Here is an 18,987-nt window from a genome sequence, read left to right as displayed (position 1 = left end):
TCAGGCCGGGTCCGCGGGGCCATGGCCCGGCACCCAGCCCTGCGGGGCAAGCGTGAAGCCGGAAAATTCAAAGGCCGGGCTGACGATGCAGGATACCAGCACATAGCCTGCCGATCCCGGCAGCGGGCGGGCCGCCTGCCATTCGAATGGCGGGATCACATATTGCGGCAGGTCGCCTTTCAGCACATTGGGCCCGAGGCGATAGTCGCGCACCGGCGCCCGATCGTTCTCGGCGCAGGAGAGCAAGAGCGGATCGCCGCCATGCCACAGCCAGATCTCGGTCGAATCGACCTTGTGCCAGTGCGAGATTTCGTCGCTTTCCAGCAGGAAATAGATAGATGTGGCGCCTGCGCGTTCGCCTTCGGGCGCTGCGGCGCGCCAGGTTTCGCGATACCAGCCGCCTTCGGGGTGGGGGGCAAGGTTCAGCTTGGCGATCAGGTCTCTGGCGTCACTCACTCTTCAACGATCTCCACTCCGTTCCAGAAAGCGATATGCCCCCGGATTTTGGCTGCTTCCGGTTTGGGCTCGGGATAATACCATGCGGCATCCTCGTTCCGTTCGCCATCGATTTCCAGTGTGTAATAATACGCCTCCCCTTTCCAGGGGCAGATGCTGGTCGTTTCACTCTTTTCCAGCACGGAAGGATCGACATCGTCCGCCGGGAAATAGTGATTGCCTTCCAGCAGCACCGTATGGTCGCTATGGGCGATCACCTGGTCATTCCAGATTGCCTGCATTGCCATGCAAACCTCCATCATTACCCGTCAATCAATGGAGCGCAGGAGAATTGAGAGGGTTCCTCGTTTCATCCTGCGAACGGGGCGGGTCGGGGCTCTTTACCCTGCTCCGCAGAGCGCGTTTATGCAGGCCGGGCCGCGATATCCGCTTGTCCTGAGGCGCTGCCTTGCGGCATGAGACGGGTATGTTGAACGATAGCGGCGAATTCGATCAGGGCGATGAGGATGGCCATCTGCTGTTCGGGCGGGTGCTCGACGGCAAAGGCGGTGCCCGGCCGATCGGCTGGGAAGAGGCGCAAAGCTGGCAGCCCGCCGCACCCGGAGAAGTGCTGTGGCTGCATCTCTGGCGCAACCGGCCCGGCGTGTTCGAATGGTTGCAGGAAAAGCTCCATATTCCCGAGCCGACGGCGGAATTGCTGACCAGCGATGCCACGCGTCCGCGCGCCTTTCGCGAAGGCGAAACGCTGGTGGCAACCTTGCGGGGGATCAATTTCAATCCCGGTGCCGAACCCGAAGACATGGTTTCGATGCAGCTCTGGTCCAACGGCACATGGCTGGTCACTTTGCGGCGCTTTCCCCTGCAGACGCCGCGCGAAGTGGTGCGCGATCTCGATGCGGGGGAAGGGCCGGTCGATGCAGGTGCGCTGGTGACGCAGCTCACCGAATATATGATTACCCGGATGAATCGCTCGATCGTCGATATGAACGACCATATTGACGAGCTAGAAGAGGCCGATCCCGATGAGGATACCGAACGGATGCTGGCCCGGATCGCTACGATCCGCCGCAATTGTCTCGGCCTGAAACGCCATATGGCACCGCAGCACGATGCGCTCGAATCTATCGGCCGCGATGCGCCCGGCTGGTTCGAAAAGCATGACCGCCGCGAAATCATCGAATCGATCGACCGGTTGCGCCGCTATCTCGACGATCTCGATATCAGCAAGGAAAGCGCGCTGGTTCTGCAGGACGATATCCGCGCCCGCTCAGCCTCGCGGGCGGAACGGACCAACTATCTCCTCACCATCGTGGCAGCGATTTTCCTGCCGCTCAGTTTCGTGACCGGCCTGCTTGGCATTAATGTCGGCGGGATGCCCGGCGTGAATGACGGCGATGCCTTCTGGATCGTGGTCGGCCTGTGCGGCGCGATCATGGTGATGCAATTGCTGCTGTTCCGGAAATGGAAATGGCTGTGAAGCTTCAGAGCTTTAATTCGTAGAGAAATTCATCGTCGCGATGGTTGCCGACCCAGAAATCGATATCGGCGATTTTGGCAAAGCCATAACGCTGATAAAAACGCTGCGCGCCGAAATTTTCACTCCAGACTGAAAGCTGGATAGCATCGGCCTGCCGTTCACCCGCTGTTTCGATCACCCAGTCCATGAGCTGCGCCCCGATCCCGCGCCCGGTCATCGCCGGATCGGTATAGAGCTGGTTGAGGCAAAGCGGCCGCGCGGCATCCGAATATTCGGCATAGGGGCTGGCGGGCTGGATTTTGACATAACCGGTCAGCGCGTCATTTTCGATCATCAGGCGATGGTCGAATTCAGTCCCGGCAATTTCCTGCGCGATGGTTTCCGGCGCATAGGCCGAATCGAGAAATCGGTTCAGATCGGCCGGATCGTAAACATGTCCGAAAGCGGCAACGAAGCTGGTGCGGCCCAAACGGGCCAGCGCGTCGCTATCGGCGATTGTGGCTCTTCTGTGTTCCACTCTGGCCCTCTTCTGTCCTTTTGTGGTCCTGTTGTTCAGGCGACCCATTCGTGCGCGATTTCGCCGATTTTGGCGAGAATGGCGAGCGTTTCGGGTTCCATTTTCTTATGGAAATCGGAGGTCCGGTAATAGGCCGTAATGGCGAGCGGCGCGCTATCGGGAGGTCGCACGAAAGCGATGTCCACATAGGTGCTGCCGACCCCGTCCTGAAAGAAGGTGCCGGTCTTGTCTCCGGCTGACCAGTCCTGCGGCAATCCGGCGCGAATGCGGTCCAGCCCGGTCCGGGTTTCCTGCATCCATGTCCATAATTTTGCACGCGAATTATCGGATAGCACATCGCCCGTCAGCAGGCGTGACAGGGTATGCGCCATGGCCTGCGGTGTGGTGGTATCGTGCACGGCGCCGGGCTCGACCTTGTTGAGTGCAGGCTCGGTTTTGTCGAGCCGGCTGACACTGTCTCCGATAGAGCGCCAGAAACCTGTAAGCACTTCCGGGCCACCGAGCCGGTGCAGCAGAATATTGGCCGCAGCATTGTCGCTGGTGGTCTGCGTGGCTTTGGCAAGCTCCTCTAAAGTCATGCCTTTTTCCAGATTGCGGGTCGTTACCGGAGAGACGAACATCAGATCGGCCTCGGTGTAATGAATCCGTTCATCCAGATCGAGATTGCCCTTATCGGCCTGTTGGAGAATCAGTGCGGCCAGCGATAATTTGAAGGAGGAGCAATGCGGAAAGCGCTGTGCCTCATTGATTCCAAAGCCTTTTTGACTTTGCGTATCGAGAATATAGGCGCCCAGCATCCCGCCGGTGCTCGACTGCAGAGCAGCAAGCTGATCGCCACCATCCCTTTCCTTGTCGCTGCCGCGGGCATTTGCTGAAGGGCGGCTGCAGGCGGAGAGCAGACCCGCTGCCAGTCCGCCCAGCAGGGTACGCCGACCGAGAGGAGTGAAAAGGGGCTTCATGAAAACTTGTCCTTCTTGCGTTTACCGAAGCGCATATCGCGTTCAAGCCGGGCGCGAAGCTGAGCATAGAAATCCTGCAAATATTGCCGCTCATCGCCCGGCGGGCTGGTGAGGCCAATCTTCTCACCAATAGTTTCGGCAACTTTTTCAAGTGCTTCGCTGTTATTATCCCGCAAAACACGTTCGAGCGTTTTCAGTTCGAACTCGCCATAGACGGCCAGCTCGGCCTCTCCGAACTGATAATTTCCCTCTGCACTTTCTTCCAGCGACATAGCGCTGGCGAGCTTGGTATTGCGCGTTTCGATCACCCATGTCCCGGCGATCAGATCGCCGCCCCGCATCCGGTCGCGATTGAACAGGGGGAAGAAAGCGAAAATCAGGAACCAGACAGCAGCGGCAAGAGTGAAAATACCGCCCTCTCCGCTCAGGGCCATGAAGAAGAACTGCCAGGGAAGAAACAGCTCGAAATCGCGCATCAGATTGCGCGCGATGACCGATTCCACGCGCAATCTTCCGCCGTCGCGAGACGCAATCCGAATGCCGAGAAGCCGTTTGCCCGGCGTTGCCCCGCGCGGCCCGAGTTCAAAGAACAGGAAATAGGCATAGCGTGAGCAGAACAGAAACAGAATCGCCAGAACGATCAGGAATTCCGCCATTGGCCCGCCGCCGGTCAGGCCGAAAACCTGCAATCCCAGCAGGCCGAGAACGATCAGAATGATCGTTGTCGCCGTGGTAAAAATGATGAGGTCGAGAATGAGCGCACCCACTCTCGTCCCGAAAGGTGCAATAGCTACGGGAAGGGAAATGCCTTCCGGCGTGGTGATTTCGCGCCGCAACTTGTCGGAGGTGCGGTCGATTGAAGCATATGCACTGCTCATGCTTCGCCTCCCGCGCCTTTGCGGCGAAAGGCAAAGAAATAGAGCAGCCAGAAAGCCAGCATTGTGCCGCCGATTGCGAAACGTCCTGGCGTATTATCAATCAGTTGCCGGGCAAATCCCTCCAGCAGCGCAGCAACGATCAGCATCAGAACCACACCTACCATGACCTGCGCCGTTCGGCGGCCGCTTTCTGCTATGGCCGTCATGATGGAGCGATTTCCCGGCAAAGCCATGGATCGCCCGATATGCAGCCCGGCCGCGCCGGCGAGCAGGATCGCGAAAAGCTCGGTCGTTCCATGTATTGAAAGCCAGGCGATAAAATCGACCGTCAGCCCGGCATCGTGGAACAGCCACAGCATCGCGCCGAGACCGGCGAGATTGTAAACCAGCATCAGAAGCGAAGGAATGCCGAAAGCAAAGCCCAGAGCAAAAGCCAGAATACAGACAGTGGCGTTATTGGAGAAAAGATAGCTGGCAAAAACCGACAGACCGTTCGAATTGCTCGCACCTTGCAGCGATTGTTCGAGAACGGCTCGCTCCGCGCCGGGATGCCGCGCCCCGGCAAGGCCTCCGGGCACAAGCGCATTATACCAGTCGCTATCCTGCGCGGTAAGCAACCAGCCGACCAGCACACCGGCGCTCATAACGGCAAGGGCAATGCAGATATCGAGCCATATGGCGCGCACCGAAGCGCTCCATCCACCGCCGAAAAAGCGCCGTAGCCAGTCCCAGAGAGAACTACGCGGCCCGTAAATCTGAAACCATGCCCGGCGGACCAGCGTTTCCAGATAGGCCAGGGTGGACGCATCGAGAGAGGTTTCCCGCGCCACAGCGAGGCTGGACGCCGCGCTGCGATAGAGCACGGGCAGATCGAGCACATCCTCGTCGGTCAGGCGCCGGGTGCGGTTCTTTTCCAGCTCCGTGACGATCCGTTCCAGCCGCCGCCAGTCGGTTTCGCGTTCCAGTCGGAAACGGTCGGAACGCAGGCTGGCCGCCTCTATATCGGCAGGCGCTTCGGCCTCGGCCTTACGGAAAAGCCTGGTAAGCGGTTTCATCCAATAGCCTCCGCGCCTCTGGCTTCGAGATAATGGTCGATAAGCTGGAAACCGATGGCTTCCCACGGCGCTTCGATCACATCCACACCCATACGCCGCAGTTTTTCCAGCACCAGCGCGCGTTGCCGGGCGAGCCGGTCGGCCATCACGGCCGTGGCAATATCGTCCAGCCTTGCGGGATCGGCGGAAGTGAGCCGGTCGAGCTCGGTATCTTCCATAGTCACGAAGATCACCAGATGATGGCGAATGAGCCGCCCCACACTTTCCAGCATCAGTTCTGCAGAGGTGAGGTCGGTGAAGTCCGAAAACAGCACGATAAGTGACCGCCGCTTCAAACGGGCAGTCAGCGTCGATAGACCGAGAGTGAAATTCGGCTCGCGCGGTACATAATCGAGGGCAGCCGCAGCGGTTTGCAGCCGGTAAAAGGCATCCGTTTCCGTGATGAAGGGCGTGGCGATTTGCGGGTGGTCGGCAAAACCGAAAAGGGCCACGCGATCGCCTCCCTTGAGTGCCACATAGGATGCGGTGAGCGCGGCGGAGACGGCACGGTCAAGACGCGGCAGGCCGTCCACCGGTTCGCACATGGCCTGACCGCAATCGATGGCGAAAACGATCTGATTATCGCGTTCGGCCTCATTCTCACGGGCATAAAGAGTGGTGTGGCGCGCGCTCGCTTTCCAGTCGATCCGGCGGCGGTCCATGCCCGGCTCGAATTCGCTAAGAGCCTCGAATTGCGTGCCTTCCCCCCGCAGTCTGCGGGCCACGAGGCCGAACTGGGAATCGCGCAGATAAGCCTGCAATGTCGGGGAGCGAACGGGTGACAGATCTGGCCAGATGCGGATTTCCCGATTGAGCGCAATGCACGTCTGACGATGCGCCAGCCGCAGAGGCCCGCTCCATCGCAACCATGCCCGCTCCACAGTGGCAGTGCCACGGCGATTGGGTATGAGCTCGATTGTACCCGACCAGATTTGCGGTGCATCCTGCGTAGTAAGGGACGCTTCTGTGCGACCGTCTTTCGCAAGGTGTTCATCCAGCGATAAAGCCAGATCCGGTGCAGGACTTGTGCCGTTGCGGGCGATTTCGGCCAGAGCGGTGAGCCTGACGGGCTGACCCACTTCACCATCGCCGGGTGTTTCGAGGCGAAAATCCCGCAACATGCCAGCCAGCAAGCCGTCCAGCAGAACGAGCAAGATCAATGATATTCCCGCAGCGGGGGCAACAATCCATGCCCCGGGCACGGTGGCACCGATCAGCACGGCCAGCGGAGCGGCCAGTGCGACAAGTGTCAGAGCACGGGGCGAAGGGACGATCAACGCGGCGCCTCGGTCTGTTCGATCAGGCCCGCCACGAGATCTTCCACCTGTTTGCCTTCGATTTCAGCCGCTGCGGACAGTTTCAGGCGGTGACGCAGACTCGCTGTCGCCAAGGCTTTCACATCGTCTGGCAGTACATAATCCCGGCCGTGAAGTGCAGCACGGGCACGGGCAGCCTGCGCAATGACCACGGCTGCACGGGGTGAAGCACCGCTCGAAATATCTGACGTTTCGCGCGTGGCGCGCACCAGCGCTACGATATAGGCGGCGACATCCGGGGACAGGATGACCGAGCGCACAGCGGCCTGAGCGGCACTGATCCCTGCCGCATCGGCCACGGCACTGATGCCGTAATCTTCTGCATGAGGGGCGCCGCTGCGTTCGCCGAAACGTGTGACAATGGCTATTTCCTGCTCTTCGCTGGGATAGGGAACGAGAAGCTTGAACAGGAACCGGTCGAGCTGCGCTTCCGGCAACGGATAGACGCCCTGATTTTCTATCGGATTCTGCGTAGCGACCACCATGAAATGGGGTGGCAGATGATGCGTTTCGCCATCCAGGGTAACTTTGCGTTCCTGCATGGCTTCAAGCAGTGCAGCCTGTGTCTTCGGGGGTGTACGATTGATCTCGTCAGCCAGCAGCAAATCGCAGAAGATCGGGCCGCGTGTCAGGGTGAACTGGCTCGTCTGGAAGTTGAACAGGTTGGAGCCGACAATATCCCCCGGCAGCAGATCGGGCGTGAATTGAATACGCCCGAAGTCGAGGCCAGTGGCACGACTGAAACATTGGGCAAGGAAAGTTTTGGCTGTACCGGGAGGTCCTTCCAGCAGAATATGCCCCTGTGCAATCAGGCCAATCAGCAAATGATCGATAATGGCATCCTGCCCGACCACGGCCTTGCCGATTTCGTTGCGAATGGCTTGGGCGAGATCACGCGTCTCTTCCAGCGTCATCGTCATGGGTGGCACATCCTTTCAATCCGTTTGAGCGCATGGGCAGCGCGAAGCAGGTCATGAGGCTTGCGGGCCTTTTTCAGGGTTTCCACATGCCGGGCAAATTCAAGTTCCGACAGATCACGCGCAGCGAGGGCTCGTGAGATGGCTTCCATTCGCTCTGTACGGTCCGACAGGCGAATGCCGAGATTGCGTGCCATGCGTGCCGTCACCAGCTCGGCATAAGGCGCTCCGAGCAGCCGCAGACGGCCGGCGCGTTCAACCAGAGATGCGCCGTTGCGCGCCAGTTGTGTCTTGCCCGGAATAATGACCGGAACGTCTCTGATCGATGGGCCGAAACGCCCGAAGCCGCGCCAGGCGATCAATATGGCCAGCAGTATGAGGCATAAGGTGGCGGCCAGAAATGGCGGCGTGAATGCCAGTGTCAGCAGATTATCCGAACGGCCGAGCCCGTTGACCGTCAGATCGAAGACGATCGGCAGGTCGTAATCTTCGAGCGTGGTTTCGACGAGCTGGACAGCGAGCTGCGCGCGATTCTGATCTGCCAGCCCGTAATTGTTCATCAGATCCGGTTCGCTGACGATCACGACTGGCCAGATTTCCTGATTTTCTTCCGAGAGGGCGGCACCGGCAGCTTTGGACAACACCGGATACCATCCGCCATCGTCGAGATATCCGGCCAGCGCCTGTCCGCGCGAATCACGGACTAAAGTTTCGATGCGCCCTGAAGACATGCTCTGAACGACATCTCTTTCAGGCAGCGTGCCTGACAGGTCCAGCCCGCGCCAATCGGGGCCGGGCCGCTCGCTGATATCGGCAATCCGGGCATCGAGCGGTCCTGTGGCTTCCACCTCATCGGACCAGGGTGGAACGCCTGGGCTATTCAAATGAACCCAGCCGGGTTTAATATCTGTCTGAAAGTCCAGCTTGAGCTGATCGAGCGAAAGTGCGGACCATTTGGGAAGGATGATAAGCGTGGGCCCGGCATAGCGCCGTTTCGTGATAATTTCGTTTAGTGCGTTGCTATCGCTGTAGCGCGGGGGTGTGATAATCAGCAGCGATTCATCGTCCAGCGCACGCGTACGGCGTGACAGGGTGATCTGATGCCCTTGTTTTTCCAGCAAGTGCGCAAGCGCGGAATAGCCGTCGAGACCGTTACTGGCCGCATGGCCGCTGCCTTTATTATCGTCGCCGGTCCAGCCTGCGGAGAGGGCATAGAGCAGCAGCAGGAAGGCGCCGAAGCCGACCACGAGCATGGCCAGCACCACTTTGGGCGAAAAGGGCGAAGCGGGAGTGCGGCTCATGCGCCGAGTGGTCCCTCGGCTGCTGTGGGGCGAGTCAGGGCGAATTCGGAATAAGCCTTCCGGGCGACCTGCCAGTCCTCGTCATTGAGCGGACGCAGGGCGAAAAGCGAATGCTCGACCCGTTCCGCAATAAGGGCAAAAGTCTGGCGGGCTGTGTCGGACAGGGCGTCGAGCCGGGAAATTTCGCGAGCTGTGGAAGAGGGATCGAGCAGATCGGGCCTTGTGTCACGAATATGGCCAACGCTGCGCTGAAGCAGCAAATGGGTCGCTTCACCGAAGCGCCCTTCTGCAACCAGCCTGTCGGCATCTTCCAGAAGAGCGACGGCCTGCGCTTGATCGGGAGCCCATTCCTCTGGGGTGTCTTCCTTTTTTGAAGAGGGAAGGAGCAGCGGGCCCAGCAGGCGCCAGACGATGAAGAGCAGAAGCGCAATCGCCAATGCCAGCAGAATCCATTTCAGTGTTGGCCATGAAACGCCCAGCGCTTCTGCGACAGGCCGCAATAAATCCCCCACGGCTTTGAATAAGCGGGCGAGCCAGTCCGGTGTCTGTGGCTTTTCGGGGAGCTCTACGGGTGCGAACTGGATCGCCCCGTCATGGCGGACAGCTTCCCAGTTGCGCGCGAAGTCCTCTGCTGCGGCAGGGGCGTTAGTATGGCTCGATACGCTTGGCACGATCATGTGGTGGCATGGAGCGTTACTTGGGGCAATAACGCAAACCTGCCCCCCGCTTCGTTATCCCCGTTTACGCGCCAGACGGTAGCTGCCGAGCATGCGAAGCTTTTTGCAGTGAAAAGCCAGCTCTTCCATTGCGCGGTCTACGGCTGGCGTGCCTGGACGCCCGACAATATCGGCATAAAACTCGGTAGCATTGAAGCTGGCTCCCTTGAGGTAACTTTCCAGCTTGGTCATATTGACACCGTTGGTCGCGAAACCGCCCAGTGCTTTATAAAGCGCGGCAGGGACATTCTTCACTTCGAAGATAAAGGTCGTCATGGCTTCATCACTGGCCAGCGTTTCCGGATCGAGCGCTTCCCTTGCGAGGATGACGAAACGCGTCGTATTATCATGGGCGTCCTCGACATGATCTTCGATAATGTCGAGGCCATAGAGATCGGCTGCCAGAGCGGGCGCGATGGCGGTCGCATCGCTTTTTCCCATTTGAGCAACATAGGCGGCAGCCCCGGCCGTATCGGCATAGGACATCGGAACCAGGCCCTTATTATGCAGATAATGGCGCGATTGTCCCAGTGCCTGCGGATGGCTGTGGGCCGATTTGAAAGGTCCTTTGCCGATTCCCATCAGGCTATGGTGAATGGGCATGAAATATTCTGCGACGATGGACAATCCGCTTTCAGGCAGGAGAAAATGAATATCTGCTACCCGGCCATTTTGCGAATTTTCAATTGGAATAATGGCGGCGTCGGCACGGCCCTCTTTTACAGCTTCAATGGCATCGAGAAAACTGAAGCAAGGCAGCGGAAGACATTCCGGAGCAAATTCCAGCGCAGCGCGGTGGGAATTGGCACCCGGTGCTCCCTGAAATGCCAGAGCTCTGGCAGGATTTTTGGCAGCAGCATTGGCCATTTTTGTGACCAGAGAAAGGGCGGGTTCCGGATAACTTTGCATGGAAAAGCCGGTAGCCGCGCCAGTGGCAGCGGACAATAGACTTATCGCAAAGATTGATCGGACTTGCTTCGCTAGCTCTCGGTCACTAGACAAATAGCAAAGTTTTGTGAGGGGCTTAAGATTTCCATGACCGACCGTTTCAATACTATTGCCGGCTGGATTCTTTTTGCGGGCATCGTGGCATTCGGACTTTCGAGCATCAGTAAACGTATTTTCGATGCAGATAGTCCCGAGCGGCCTGAACAGATGGGCTATGCGATCGAAGGTGTGGCTGAAGAGGGGGCAAGTGAAGGGCCTTCTCTGGCCATGTTGCTTTCGGAAGCAGATCCGGCATCGGGCGAGAAGATTTTTGCCAAATGTGTGGCGTGCCATACCATCGATCAGGGGGGCGCTAACGGTATTGGCCCGAACCTCTGGGGGACGGTTGGAGAGCCGATCGGCAAGGGTAAAGCCGGTTTCGCTTTTTCCAGTGTACTAGCCGATCATGGCGGGAACTGGACGTTTGAAAATCTTGATGAATGGCTCAAAAGCCCCCGTTCTTTCGCGCCGGGCACTAAAATGAGTTTTGCTGGTCTGGGCAGCGGAGAAGACCGGGCCGATGTGATCGCCTACCTCAATTCGATGGGATCAAATATGCCGTTTCCCGAAGTGGAAGCACCCGCGGAAGAGGATGCCAGCGATGATGGTGCGGCTGAAGGGGCCGATCAGTCAGAGGTAGAAAACGCCGAAGAGGCTGGCGCCGATGCGGTAACAGAGGAAGCAGCGGAAGAGCGCGAGACGTTCGAACAGTAAGCTCCACCTCAATGGTTGCCGGCTGCTTGCCTGTACCACAAGGCCGGTTTCGTTTCGATGGAGAGGTCAGAAACAAAGAGTGCCGGAAAACCGTGTTCCGGCACTCCGTTATATTTTTAATGGCAGGTAGCTGATCTGTTCAGCCGTCGATTTCCCTGACCAGATCGAGAACCCGGTCAGCCCATTCGGGCCGGCAGATCAGCAAATCGGGCATATAGGTATCGCGTTGATTGTAGATCAGCGGGCTTCCGTCGATACGTGAACAATGCAGGCCATAGGCGCGGGCAACGGCCGCAGGGGCGCAACTATCCCATTCATACTGGCCGCCCGAATGGAGATAGATATCCGCCTCACCGCGTACCACGGCCATGGCCTTGGCTCCGGCCGATCCCATACCAATGAGCTCCCCACCGAGCTTTTCAGCTACGGCCACGGCTTCGGCAGCGGGGCGTGTCCGGCTGACCAGAAGGCGTGGGGAACCTTCATGCGCCGGCACATTGCCGGGCCGATCGCTACGCAGGACAATGCCGCCATCAAGGCCCGGCAATGCCACGGCACCGATTTCCGGCACACCGTCGATCGTCAGGGCAACATGAACTGCCCAGTCCGACCGTTCCTCGCCATATTCGCGCGTGCCATCCACAGGGTCGACGATCCAGACGCGTGATTTTGAAAGCCGCTCGTCGGTGTCCTTGCTCTCCTCCGAAAGCAACCCGTCTTCGGGACGCTGCTGGCGCAAGGCGTGGACCAGGAACTGATTCGCTGTCTGATCGCCCGCTTTTCCGAGCGATTTTCCTTCGAACATATTGCTGGCCCGAACGTCCAGAAGGATTTGTCCGGCGCAATGGGCAAGGTGTGCAGCCAGTTCGGCATCATTCATCATGCTCACGGAATCACCTTGCTGATAATGAGATCGGCGGCTTCTTCGGGTGTCATCGCCGTCGTATCGATGCGAATTTCCGGATTGTCAGGTTCCTCATAGGGGCTGTCGATACCGGTGAAGTTCTTCAGTTCACCGCTACGGGCCTTTTTATAGAGCCCCTTCACATCGCGCTCTTCGGCTACTTTGAGAGGTGTGTCGATATGCACTTCAATGAATTCACCGTCGGGAAGCATGTTGCGTACCATGTCGCGCTCCGCACGGAACGGGCTGATGAATGCGGTGATGACGATCAAACCGGCATCGGCCATCAACTTTGCGACTTCTCCCACACGCCGGATATTTTCAATCCGGTCCGCTTCGGTGAAACCGAGATCCTTGTTCAGACCATGGCGAATATTGTCGCCATCGAGCAGGAATGTGTGCCGGTTCATACGGGCGAGCTTCTTTTCCACCATATTGGCAATGGTCGACTTGCCCGAACCGGAAAGGCCCGTGAACCAGAGCACAGCAGGCTTCTGATTCTTCATACCGGAATGATCTTCCCGGGTAATCGATGTCGGTTGCCAGTGGACATTCTGTGCGCGGCGCAGGCTGAAATGGATCATACCGGCAGCAACGGTGGCATTGGTGATCTTGTCGATCAGAATAAAGCCGCCGAGCTGCTTGGAATCCGCATAAGGTTCGAAGACGATCGGCTTGTCTGTGGTGACTTCCGCCACGCCGATGGAATTCAGTTCCAGAGCTTTGGCTGCGAGATGTTCGAGCGTGTTGACGTCGATTTCATATTTCGGCTCGGCGATGGTTGCGCTGACCGTTTGCGAGGCCAGTTTCAGCCAGTATCCCCGCCCGGGAATGAGTTTTTCATCACTCATCCAGACGATGGTGGATTCGAACTGATCGGCACTTTCCGGCGGAGCATCGGCCGTAGCGATGACGTCGCCGCGGCTGCAATCGATTTCGTCTTCGAGAGTGATAGTCACCGATTGCCCGGTTACGGCCTGATCGAGATTGCCGTCCATGGTCACAATAGATTTGACGGTACTGGTCTTGCCTGACGGTACGACACGAATTTGCTGACCCGGGGTAACCTGTCCATCACTGATAAGGCCGGAAAAACCACGGAAATCGAGATTGGGACGATTGACCCACTGGACCGGCATTCGGAATGGACGATTTTGCGCGGCGACAGTGTCGAGCTCGACCGTTTCGAGATGGTCGATCAGACTGGGGCCGTTATACCAGGGCGTGTTTTCTGACGGCGCCTTGGTGATATTGTCGCCTTTGAAACCGGATATAGGGATCGGAGTGAATTCGCTGATTCCGATTTCCTGCGCAAATTCCCGATAATCGCTGACGATCTTGTCGAATGTGTCTCGATCGTAATCGACCAGATCCATTTTGTTCACGGCCACGACGATATGGCGGATACCGATAAGATGGGCGAGGAAGGAGTGACGCTTGGTCTGCGGCAGCACACCCTTGCGGGCATCGATCAGGATTACGGCCAGATCGGCGGTCGATGCGCCAGTCACCATATTGCGTGTATATTGTTCATGGCCGGGCGTATCCGCGACAATGAATTTACGCTTTTCGGTTGCAAAGAAGCGATAGGCGACATCGATCGTAATGCCCTGCTCACGCTCGGCAGCAAGGCCGTCAACCAGCAAAGCGAAATCGATATCTTCTCCTTGCGTGCCAACGCGCCGGGAATCGTCTTCAAGCGCAGCCAGCTGATCTTCGAAGATCATTTTGGAATCGTAAAGAAGCCGGCCAATCAGGGTTGATTTGCCATCATCCACGCTGCCGCAAGTGATGAAACGCAACAGGCTCTTATTCTGATGCAGGTCGAGATAGGTATCGATATCTTCGGCGATGAGGGTGTCGGTCTTGTAAACGACGTCCTGCGTTGTGCTGTCGGTCATCAGAAATAGCCCTCCTGCTTCTTCTTCTCCATTGAGGCATCACCGGCATCGCGGTCGATCGCGCGACCCTGTCGCTCTGAAGTAGTGGTGAGGAGCATTTCCTGCACAACTTCCGAAAGGGTGGATGCGGTGCTTTCAACGGCGCCGGTCAACGGATAACACCCCAGTGTCCGGAACCGGATGGAGCGCATCACCGGCTCTTCTCCGTCTTCCAGCGGGAAGCGGTCGTCGTCGACCATGATCAGCATGCCATCCCGTTCCACCGTAGGACGCTCAGCGGCCATATAGAGCGGTACGATCTCGATGTTCTCGGCCATAATATACTGCCAGATGTCGAGTTCGGTCCAGTTAGAGAGCGGAAAAACGCGAATGCTTTCGCCCTTTGCCTTCTTCGCATTATACAAATTCCAAAGCTCGGGCCGCTGGTTTTTCGGATCCCAGCCATGGCTTGCCGTGCGGAAGGAGAAGATACGTTCCTTTGCGCGGCTCTTTTCTTCATCGCGACGCGCGCCGCCGAAGGCGGCGTCGAAACCATGCATAGTCAGAGCTTGCTTAAGGCCTTCTGTCTTCCACATATCGGTATGCAGGGAACCATGGTCGAAGGGATTGATCCCACGTTCCTTGGCTTCCGGATTCTGATGCACGATCAGTTTCATCCCGGCTTCTTCGGCGGCCTTGTTGCGCAGGCGATACATATCCTGAAATTTCCAGGTCGTATCGACATGCATAAGCGGGAAGGGAGGAGGCGAGGGATAGAAGGCTTTCTTGGCCAGATGCAGCATGACTGCACTGTCCTTGCCAACTGAGTAGAGCATGACGGGATTCTGAGTCTCCGTCACGACCTCGCGCATGATATGGATGCTTTCGGCTTCAAGCCTCTGAAGATGCGTCAGACGCTGCATGGTGCGCGTTCGAACCTCTTTATGTTGTTTTCGATCTGTCCCTGCTTGAAACAAGCGAGGCCATATCGCAAGCGGATGGGAACGATGATTTCCTTGCCCTGTGTAAAGACAATTATGAGCATTGTGCAACGCAATATTGCGTTGCACAATCGTCTATTGAGCGTGATGCGAAAGCTTCTGCGTAACAAAGGCCATAGTTTTTATCATAGAAGCGCCGGAAAAGGTGACCACCGCTCATTTTCGGGCAGCGGAGCGAAAAGGCTGTCGAGCAGTTCTTCATCGACATCTTCTGGTCTGGCCGGCGACCAGGCTGGTTGATTATCCTTATCGACCAGAACGGCTCGCACACCTTCTGCAAAATCCGGCCGCATAATGGAGCGGGCAGCGAGCCGATACTCCACTTCCATTTCATCGGCAAAATCCTTCCGGGATGGTCCTTCAGCCAGCAATCGCAGCGCGACTTTGCTGCTTTGCGGACTTTTGCGAAGGATGGTTTGCAATTCCTTCGCAGCCCATTCGGACGGATCCTTTTCCAGCGCTGCTATGATGTCTTCCAGTTTGTTGGATGCAAACAGATGATCGATTTTTTCGGCATTGGTGGCAAGGCGCGCCGCCGGTGGTTCGGCGGAATAATGCTTCAGCAATTGAGCGGCGGTTCCGGGATTGGCGGTCAGGCTGGCTTTCATTTCCGCTAGTCTATCGCTTGGGAGATAATGGGTGGCGAGCCCCGCCCACAGGCATTCGGCACCATCAAGTCGCGCACCCGTCAAAGCCAGAAATATGCCAATCCGCCCGGGCAGGCGCGGAAGTGTCCAGCCCGACCCGATATCGGGAAACAGGCCGATATCGCCTTCCGGCATGGCAAAGAGCGTCTTTTCCGTTGCTACACGATATCGCGCGGGAAGAGCCAGCCCGACACCACCCCCCATCGTGACACCATCCATGAAAGTAAGGATGGGTTTTGGGTAGGTGAAAAGCAGATGAGTCAGGCGATATTCGGCGAAAAAGAACTCTCGGCCATGCCTGCCACCGTCCTCAAGAACTGACTGGCGAATACTTACAACATCGCCGCCCGCGCAAAAGCCGCGTCCTTCGGCATGATCTATCATGACGCCCATAATATCCGGGTTTTCACGCCAGCTGAGTAAAGCTTCGGCGATAGCAACGGACATGTCGAGGTTTAGAGCGTGAAGAGCTTTGGGGCGTTTGAGAGAAATATGGCCGATCGGGCCGTGGGTGTGAATATTCAGTTCCTCGCTCATTCGCGCAACATGTCCTTCTGATAATCATCCGCAGATCTGATTGGCGTTGTCGATATTGAACGGCTCCGTAAAGCATGCCGCCATTCATCCATCGGTCGGCCTTGTCAGCAACGATCGTCTCCATGCAGTCACAGGGAGTGTTCGGCAATGACTGATCGGTGGCCGCCGACCGGAAATCGGGCGATAGGAGCCAAACGGATCCTGTCTGTCGACATTACAGCGCTGTTGTCTGTCACTGCATCAGGTTTCGCCGACCTGCGCCTGCGCCTCGATTTCGACTTTCCAGCGGGGGTCGTATAGTGCGGAGACTGCTACCAGCGTGGCTGTGGGACGAACTCCGGACAGCGCTTTGGCAAAAGCCGCACTGACATCGTCGGCATATTCGATGTCGGTCAGGAACATGCGGACACTGATAATGTCATTCACAGTGCCTCCGAGACGTTCGATATGATCGATAATCAGTTCGAAACAACGCTCAGCTTGCTCGCTGGCGCTGTCCGGTATCGATCCGTCCTCCGAAACACCTACCGTTCCTGAGGTTTCGATACGGTTGCCGATACGCAGGGCGCGGGTGAAGCCGATCTTTGTTTCAAAAGGCGTCCGGGGAGGAATGGATACTCTGCTCATTTCAGGCTCCGCATTTCTTATATTGGAAAGTGTCCGGCGCTGCGTCCTCGCCATATTCGCGCCGGATGAGGGTTTGCCCATTGTCAGTCAGAGTGAGTTGCTGTTCGCGGTCCCAGCTCATACCTTCTCCGGAAAAGGAGAAATTGGCGCGAATTTTTCCGGCATCGCTCTCACTCATCCTGGCAAGCGTGCCGACAGATTCGTAAAATTCCAATGCCTTGGGCTTCACGATCATCAGGCCTTTGGCATCGCCATTGGTGCTCGTGCAATCGGCGGCGACCAGCCCCCATCGGCCCAGCATATCCTCCGGAATATTGCCTGTTTTCGTTCCATTATTGGCAGCTGTGTCTCCGGTCGGTTTGGGAATAGCCGGTAAGGCATCCGTATTGCGATCATTATCGCTCCCTGCAGAGGCGTTATCGGCCGCTGTGTCGGAATCCTGTTCAGGCGTGCCTGTGTCACAGGCAGCGAGGCCTAATATCAGACTCAATCCGAAGAGTGGCGCGAGGAGCGCTTTCAAACGGCCTTTCATAGTCCAATCCTTTTGTTTCTCTTGTCTGTTTTCCTAACGCGTTCCCATCACTTCCTTTCCGGCAAACAGCCGACATCATCAAAATATATGTCTCGAAAGCTGGCGGAATCGTATGAACGACTATATAGTTAGAAAGCGAAGTAAATTTGGGAGGTGCTGGTGCCGCTTGATATAGAACCTGTTTTGCCGAACTTCGGGGCTGAATGTTCCGGGCTAGATTTGACTGGCCCGTTGAGCCCGGAAGACATCAAGGCGATTACCGATGCCATGGACCGATATGGTGTCTGTATTTATCGCAATACAGGGCTGACCGATGCGCAACATGTCAGGTTCAGTCGCAACTTCGGCTATCTGGAAAAGGTGCCTGTCAAAGAAGGGCAAAAGCTGCGCCTTCCCTTTCGGGAGCTGTTCGACGCGAGCAATCTCACACTGGAGGGAAATATCACGCGTGACCCGCGCGCAATAGAGTATCGTAAAGGCGATCGTCTTTGGCATACGGACAGCGCCTTTATGCGTAAACGCACCTCCTATTCCCTGCTTTTGGCCCATGAGGTTCCGCGCAAGGGAGGTGCGACATATTTCGCCGACACGCGTAGCGCATATGAGGATCTGCCTCAGACTATGAAAGAACGCCTTGAAGGCTTGGTGGGGGTCAATTCACTCTGGTGGTCGCGGAAGCTGGCCGGTGCCGATATAGCCGAAGAAGAAATCGACAGGAGCTTTAAAGCCAAGCACCCGCTGGTGCATAACCATCGCGGTTCCGGCCGCAAGGCGCTGTTTATTGCCGCTCATACAATGGATATCGAAGGCATGCCTCATGAAGAAGGGCGCGCGCTGATCCGCGAATTAATCGAGCATTGCACGCAGCCGCAATACACTTTCCGCATTCATTACCGGCCCGGCGACCTGGTGATATGGGATAATTTGTGCAGCATGCATCGCGGCGGCGAATTCGATTACGAAAATGAGAAACGTGATATGCGGCGCACCACGGTTCGAGAGGGTACCGAGCCTCATACAATGGATGAGCCCGAGGATGACCCTTTCACGGAGTTATTCGCCCATATTCCCCGGACAGTCGATTTCGCCGGCAGGGCTCGGAGCAGTCGAAGCCGTTAACCCGGCCTGGCGGGGGAAGGTGCAGCAAACCGAGCTGACCATGCTGGATAGGGGGGACTTCCGAACGGGTGTGAACTCCGATTCTGTCTATTGTTGCTGAGTCGTGAGAAACTGCCGTGTCGAACGGCGCCATCGCCTTGTTTCAAGTGAAAATAAATCCTTTATTATCATATGCATAAAGAAATTCAGCGGGGGATTTTAAAAAAGGGTTTGACGGTTTGAGGTGATAACCATAGAAGGCGCTTCACCGACGGGGCACGGCGGTTTCGCCGGCCGTTGTTGGTCGCCAACAGGAACGGGATATTGGTCCTCCGGGAGGAATTTCGGGGATTATTTTTCTGTTTTTGTATTGGTGTGATCTTTGACATTGTAGTTATATGATGAAGGGACATGTGGGCGACGGCGTCC

At 57.1% G+C, this 18,987-nt stretch carries 20 protein-coding genes; 3 read left to right on the top strand and 17 right to left on the bottom strand.

Annotation, left to right across the window (positions count from 1 at the left end; all coding sequences use genetic code 11):
* Together D6851_RS15315 and D6851_RS15310 are read right to left on the bottom strand one after the other, a co-directional pair.
* Positions 1–456: a cupin domain-containing protein gene (locus D6851_RS15315; RefSeq protein ID WP_120325777.1), complete on the bottom strand. Its 456-nt coding sequence runs from the start codon at positions 454–456 to the stop codon at positions 1–3.
* Positions 453–743, bottom strand: a complete 291-nt coding sequence (locus D6851_RS15310; protein WP_210210376.1) for a DUF427 domain-containing protein — start codon at positions 741–743, stop codon at positions 453–455. The genes D6851_RS15315 and D6851_RS15310 overlap by 4 nt, the downstream gene beginning before the upstream one ends.
* 179 nt (positions 744–922) lie before the next feature.
* Here D6851_RS15310 and D6851_RS15305 point away from each other — a divergent pair, with 179 nt between their 5' ends.
* Positions 923–1,933, top strand: a complete 1,011-nt coding sequence (locus tag D6851_RS15305) for a zinc transporter ZntB (RefSeq protein ID WP_120325776.1) — start codon at positions 923–925, stop codon at positions 1,931–1,933.
* A 4-nt stretch (positions 1,934–1,937) separates the two neighbouring features.
* Here the strand turns inward: D6851_RS15305 and D6851_RS15300 are convergent, their stop codons facing one another.
* The 9 genes from D6851_RS15300 to D6851_RS15260 are packed head-to-tail and all read right to left on the bottom strand — an operon-like array spanning position 1,938 to position 10,540.
* On the bottom strand, positions 1,938–2,450 hold the full coding sequence (locus D6851_RS15300; protein ID WP_238474145.1) for a GNAT family N-acetyltransferase: 513 nt from the start codon (positions 2,448–2,450) through the stop codon (positions 1,938–1,940).
* Between the two features lie 35 nt (positions 2,451–2,485).
* A complete protein-coding gene (bla, locus tag D6851_RS15295) occupies positions 2,486–3,409 on the bottom strand; it encodes a class A beta-lactamase (protein ID WP_120325774.1) in 924 nt (307 codons plus the stop codon).
* Positions 3,406–4,287: an RDD family protein gene (locus tag D6851_RS15290; RefSeq protein WP_120325773.1), complete on the bottom strand. Its 882-nt coding sequence runs from the start codon at positions 4,285–4,287 to the stop codon at positions 3,406–3,408. The genes bla and D6851_RS15290 overlap by 4 nt, the downstream gene beginning before the upstream one ends.
* On the bottom strand, positions 4,284–5,342 hold the full coding sequence (locus tag D6851_RS15285) for a stage II sporulation protein M (RefSeq protein WP_120325772.1): 1,059 nt from the start codon (positions 5,340–5,342) through the stop codon (positions 4,284–4,286). The genes D6851_RS15290 and D6851_RS15285 overlap by 4 nt, the downstream gene beginning before the upstream one ends.
* Positions 5,339–6,658, bottom strand: coding sequence for a DUF58 domain-containing protein (locus tag D6851_RS15280; RefSeq protein WP_120325771.1), 1,320 nt, complete (start codon positions 6,656–6,658; stop codon positions 5,339–5,341). The genes D6851_RS15285 and D6851_RS15280 overlap by 4 nt, the downstream gene beginning before the upstream one ends.
* Positions 6,655–7,617, bottom strand: a complete 963-nt coding sequence (locus D6851_RS15275) for an AAA family ATPase (protein ID WP_238474144.1) — start codon at positions 7,615–7,617, stop codon at positions 6,655–6,657. Before D6851_RS15275 ends, D6851_RS15280 begins: the two co-directional genes overlap by 4 nt.
* Positions 7,614–8,915, bottom strand: coding sequence for a DUF4350 domain-containing protein (locus D6851_RS15270; RefSeq protein ID WP_120325770.1), 1,302 nt, complete (start codon positions 8,913–8,915; stop codon positions 7,614–7,616). Before D6851_RS15270 ends, D6851_RS15275 begins: the two co-directional genes overlap by 4 nt.
* Entirely contained in the window at positions 8,912–9,592 is a 681-nt protein-coding gene (locus tag D6851_RS15265; RefSeq protein ID WP_238474143.1) for a hypothetical protein, read from the bottom strand. The genes D6851_RS15270 and D6851_RS15265 overlap by 4 nt, the downstream gene beginning before the upstream one ends.
* A gap of 54 nt (positions 9,593–9,646) precedes the next feature.
* Positions 9,647–10,540: a prephenate dehydratase gene (locus tag D6851_RS15260; RefSeq protein WP_120325769.1), complete on the bottom strand. Its 894-nt coding sequence runs from the start codon at positions 10,538–10,540 to the stop codon at positions 9,647–9,649.
* A 126-nt stretch (positions 10,541–10,666) separates the two neighbouring features.
* Here D6851_RS15260 and D6851_RS15255 point away from each other — a divergent pair, with 126 nt between their 5' ends.
* Positions 10,667–11,332 (top strand): c-type cytochrome, encoded by a 666-nt coding sequence (locus D6851_RS15255; RefSeq protein WP_120325768.1) that lies wholly within the window; start codon positions 10,667–10,669, stop codon positions 11,330–11,332.
* Positions 11,333–11,471: 139 nt separating this feature from the next.
* On the opposite strand, the gene D6851_RS15250 is transcribed toward D6851_RS15255, so the two are convergent.
* From D6851_RS15250 to D6851_RS17940, 6 genes are all read right to left on the bottom strand, one after another.
* Entirely contained in the window at positions 11,472–12,212 is a 741-nt protein-coding gene (locus D6851_RS15250) for a 3'(2'),5'-bisphosphate nucleotidase CysQ (RefSeq protein WP_120325821.1), read from the bottom strand.
* 5 nt (positions 12,213–12,217) lie between these two features.
* Positions 12,218–14,137, bottom strand: a complete 1,920-nt coding sequence (gene cysN / locus D6851_RS15245) for a sulfate adenylyltransferase subunit CysN (RefSeq protein ID WP_120325767.1) — start codon at positions 14,135–14,137, stop codon at positions 12,218–12,220.
* A complete protein-coding gene (gene cysD, locus D6851_RS15240; RefSeq protein WP_274379065.1) occupies positions 14,137–15,093 on the bottom strand; it encodes a sulfate adenylyltransferase subunit CysD in 957 nt (318 codons plus the stop codon). Before cysD ends, cysN begins: the two co-directional genes overlap by 1 nt.
* Positions 15,094–15,242: 149 nt before the next feature.
* On the bottom strand, positions 15,243–16,301 hold the full coding sequence (locus D6851_RS15235; RefSeq protein WP_120325765.1) for an enoyl-CoA hydratase/isomerase family protein: 1,059 nt from the start codon (positions 16,299–16,301) through the stop codon (positions 15,243–15,245).
* 240 nt (positions 16,302–16,541) lie between these two features.
* Positions 16,542–16,928, bottom strand: coding sequence for a Rid family hydrolase (locus tag D6851_RS15225; RefSeq protein WP_183030131.1), 387 nt, complete (start codon positions 16,926–16,928; stop codon positions 16,542–16,544).
* A gap of 1 nt (position 16,929) precedes the next feature.
* Positions 16,930–17,460, bottom strand: coding sequence for a hypothetical protein (locus tag D6851_RS17940; RefSeq protein ID WP_210210375.1), 531 nt, complete (start codon positions 17,458–17,460; stop codon positions 16,930–16,932).
* Positions 17,461–17,613: 153 nt separating this feature from the next.
* Here D6851_RS17940 and D6851_RS15215 point away from each other — a divergent pair, with 153 nt between their 5' ends.
* Positions 17,614–18,579 (top strand): TauD/TfdA dioxygenase family protein, encoded by a 966-nt coding sequence (locus tag D6851_RS15215; RefSeq protein ID WP_338014754.1) that lies wholly within the window; start codon positions 17,614–17,616, stop codon positions 18,577–18,579.
* The last annotated feature ends 408 nt before the right edge of the window (positions 18,580–18,987 follow it).

Origin of the sequence: Altericroceibacterium spongiae, from assembly GCF_003610805.1 — a bacterium.
GTDB lineage: Bacteria > Pseudomonadota > Alphaproteobacteria > Sphingomonadales > Sphingomonadaceae > Altericroceibacterium > Altericroceibacterium spongiae.
Note: the sequence above shows the minus strand (reverse complement) of the source record. Positions and strands in the feature narration are given on the sequence as shown.

Coding starts and splice junctions, on each gene's coding strand:
- D6851_RS15310 (WP_210210376.1), bottom strand. CDS start 743: ATGGCAATGCAGGCAATCTGGAATGACCAGGTGATCGCCCATAGCGAC.
- D6851_RS15305 (WP_120325776.1), top strand. CDS start 923: ATGTTGAACGATAGCGGCGAATTCGATCAGGGCGATGAGGATGGCCAT.
- bla (WP_120325774.1), bottom strand. CDS start 3,409: ATGAAGCCCCTTTTCACTCCTCTCGGTCGGCGTACCCTGCTGGGCGGA.
- D6851_RS15290 (WP_120325773.1), bottom strand. CDS start 4,287: ATGAGCAGTGCATATGCTTCAATCGACCGCACCTCCGACAAGTTGCGG.
- D6851_RS15285 (WP_120325772.1), bottom strand. CDS start 5,342: ATGAAACCGCTTACCAGGCTTTTCCGTAAGGCCGAGGCCGAAGCGCCT.
- D6851_RS15275 (WP_238474144.1), bottom strand. CDS start 7,617: ATGACGATGACGCTGGAAGAGACGCGTGATCTCGCCCAAGCCATTCGC.
- D6851_RS15270 (WP_120325770.1), bottom strand. CDS start 8,915: ATGAGCCGCACTCCCGCTTCGCCCTTTTCGCCCAAAGTGGTGCTGGCC.
- D6851_RS15265 (WP_238474143.1), bottom strand. CDS start 9,592: ATGATCGTGCCAAGCGTATCGAGCCATACTAACGCCCCTGCCGCAGCA.
- D6851_RS15260 (WP_120325769.1), bottom strand. CDS start 10,540: ATGCAAAGTTATCCGGAACCCGCCCTTTCTCTGGTCACAAAAATGGCC.
- D6851_RS15255 (WP_120325768.1), top strand. CDS start 10,667: ATGACCGACCGTTTCAATACTATTGCCGGCTGGATTCTTTTTGCGGGC.
- D6851_RS15250 (WP_120325821.1), bottom strand. CDS start 12,212: ATGAATGATGCCGAACTGGCTGCACACCTTGCCCATTGCGCCGGACAA.
- cysN (WP_120325767.1), bottom strand. CDS start 14,137: ATGACCGACAGCACAACGCAGGACGTCGTTTACAAGACCGACACCCTC.
- D6851_RS15235 (WP_120325765.1), bottom strand. CDS start 16,301: ATGAGCGAGGAACTGAATATTCACACCCACGGCCCGATCGGCCATATT.
- D6851_RS15225 (WP_183030131.1), bottom strand. CDS start 16,928: ATGAGCAGAGTATCCATTCCTCCCCGGACGCCTTTTGAAACAAAGATC.
- D6851_RS17940 (WP_210210375.1), bottom strand. CDS start 17,460: ATGAAAGGCCGTTTGAAAGCGCTCCTCGCGCCACTCTTCGGATTGAGT.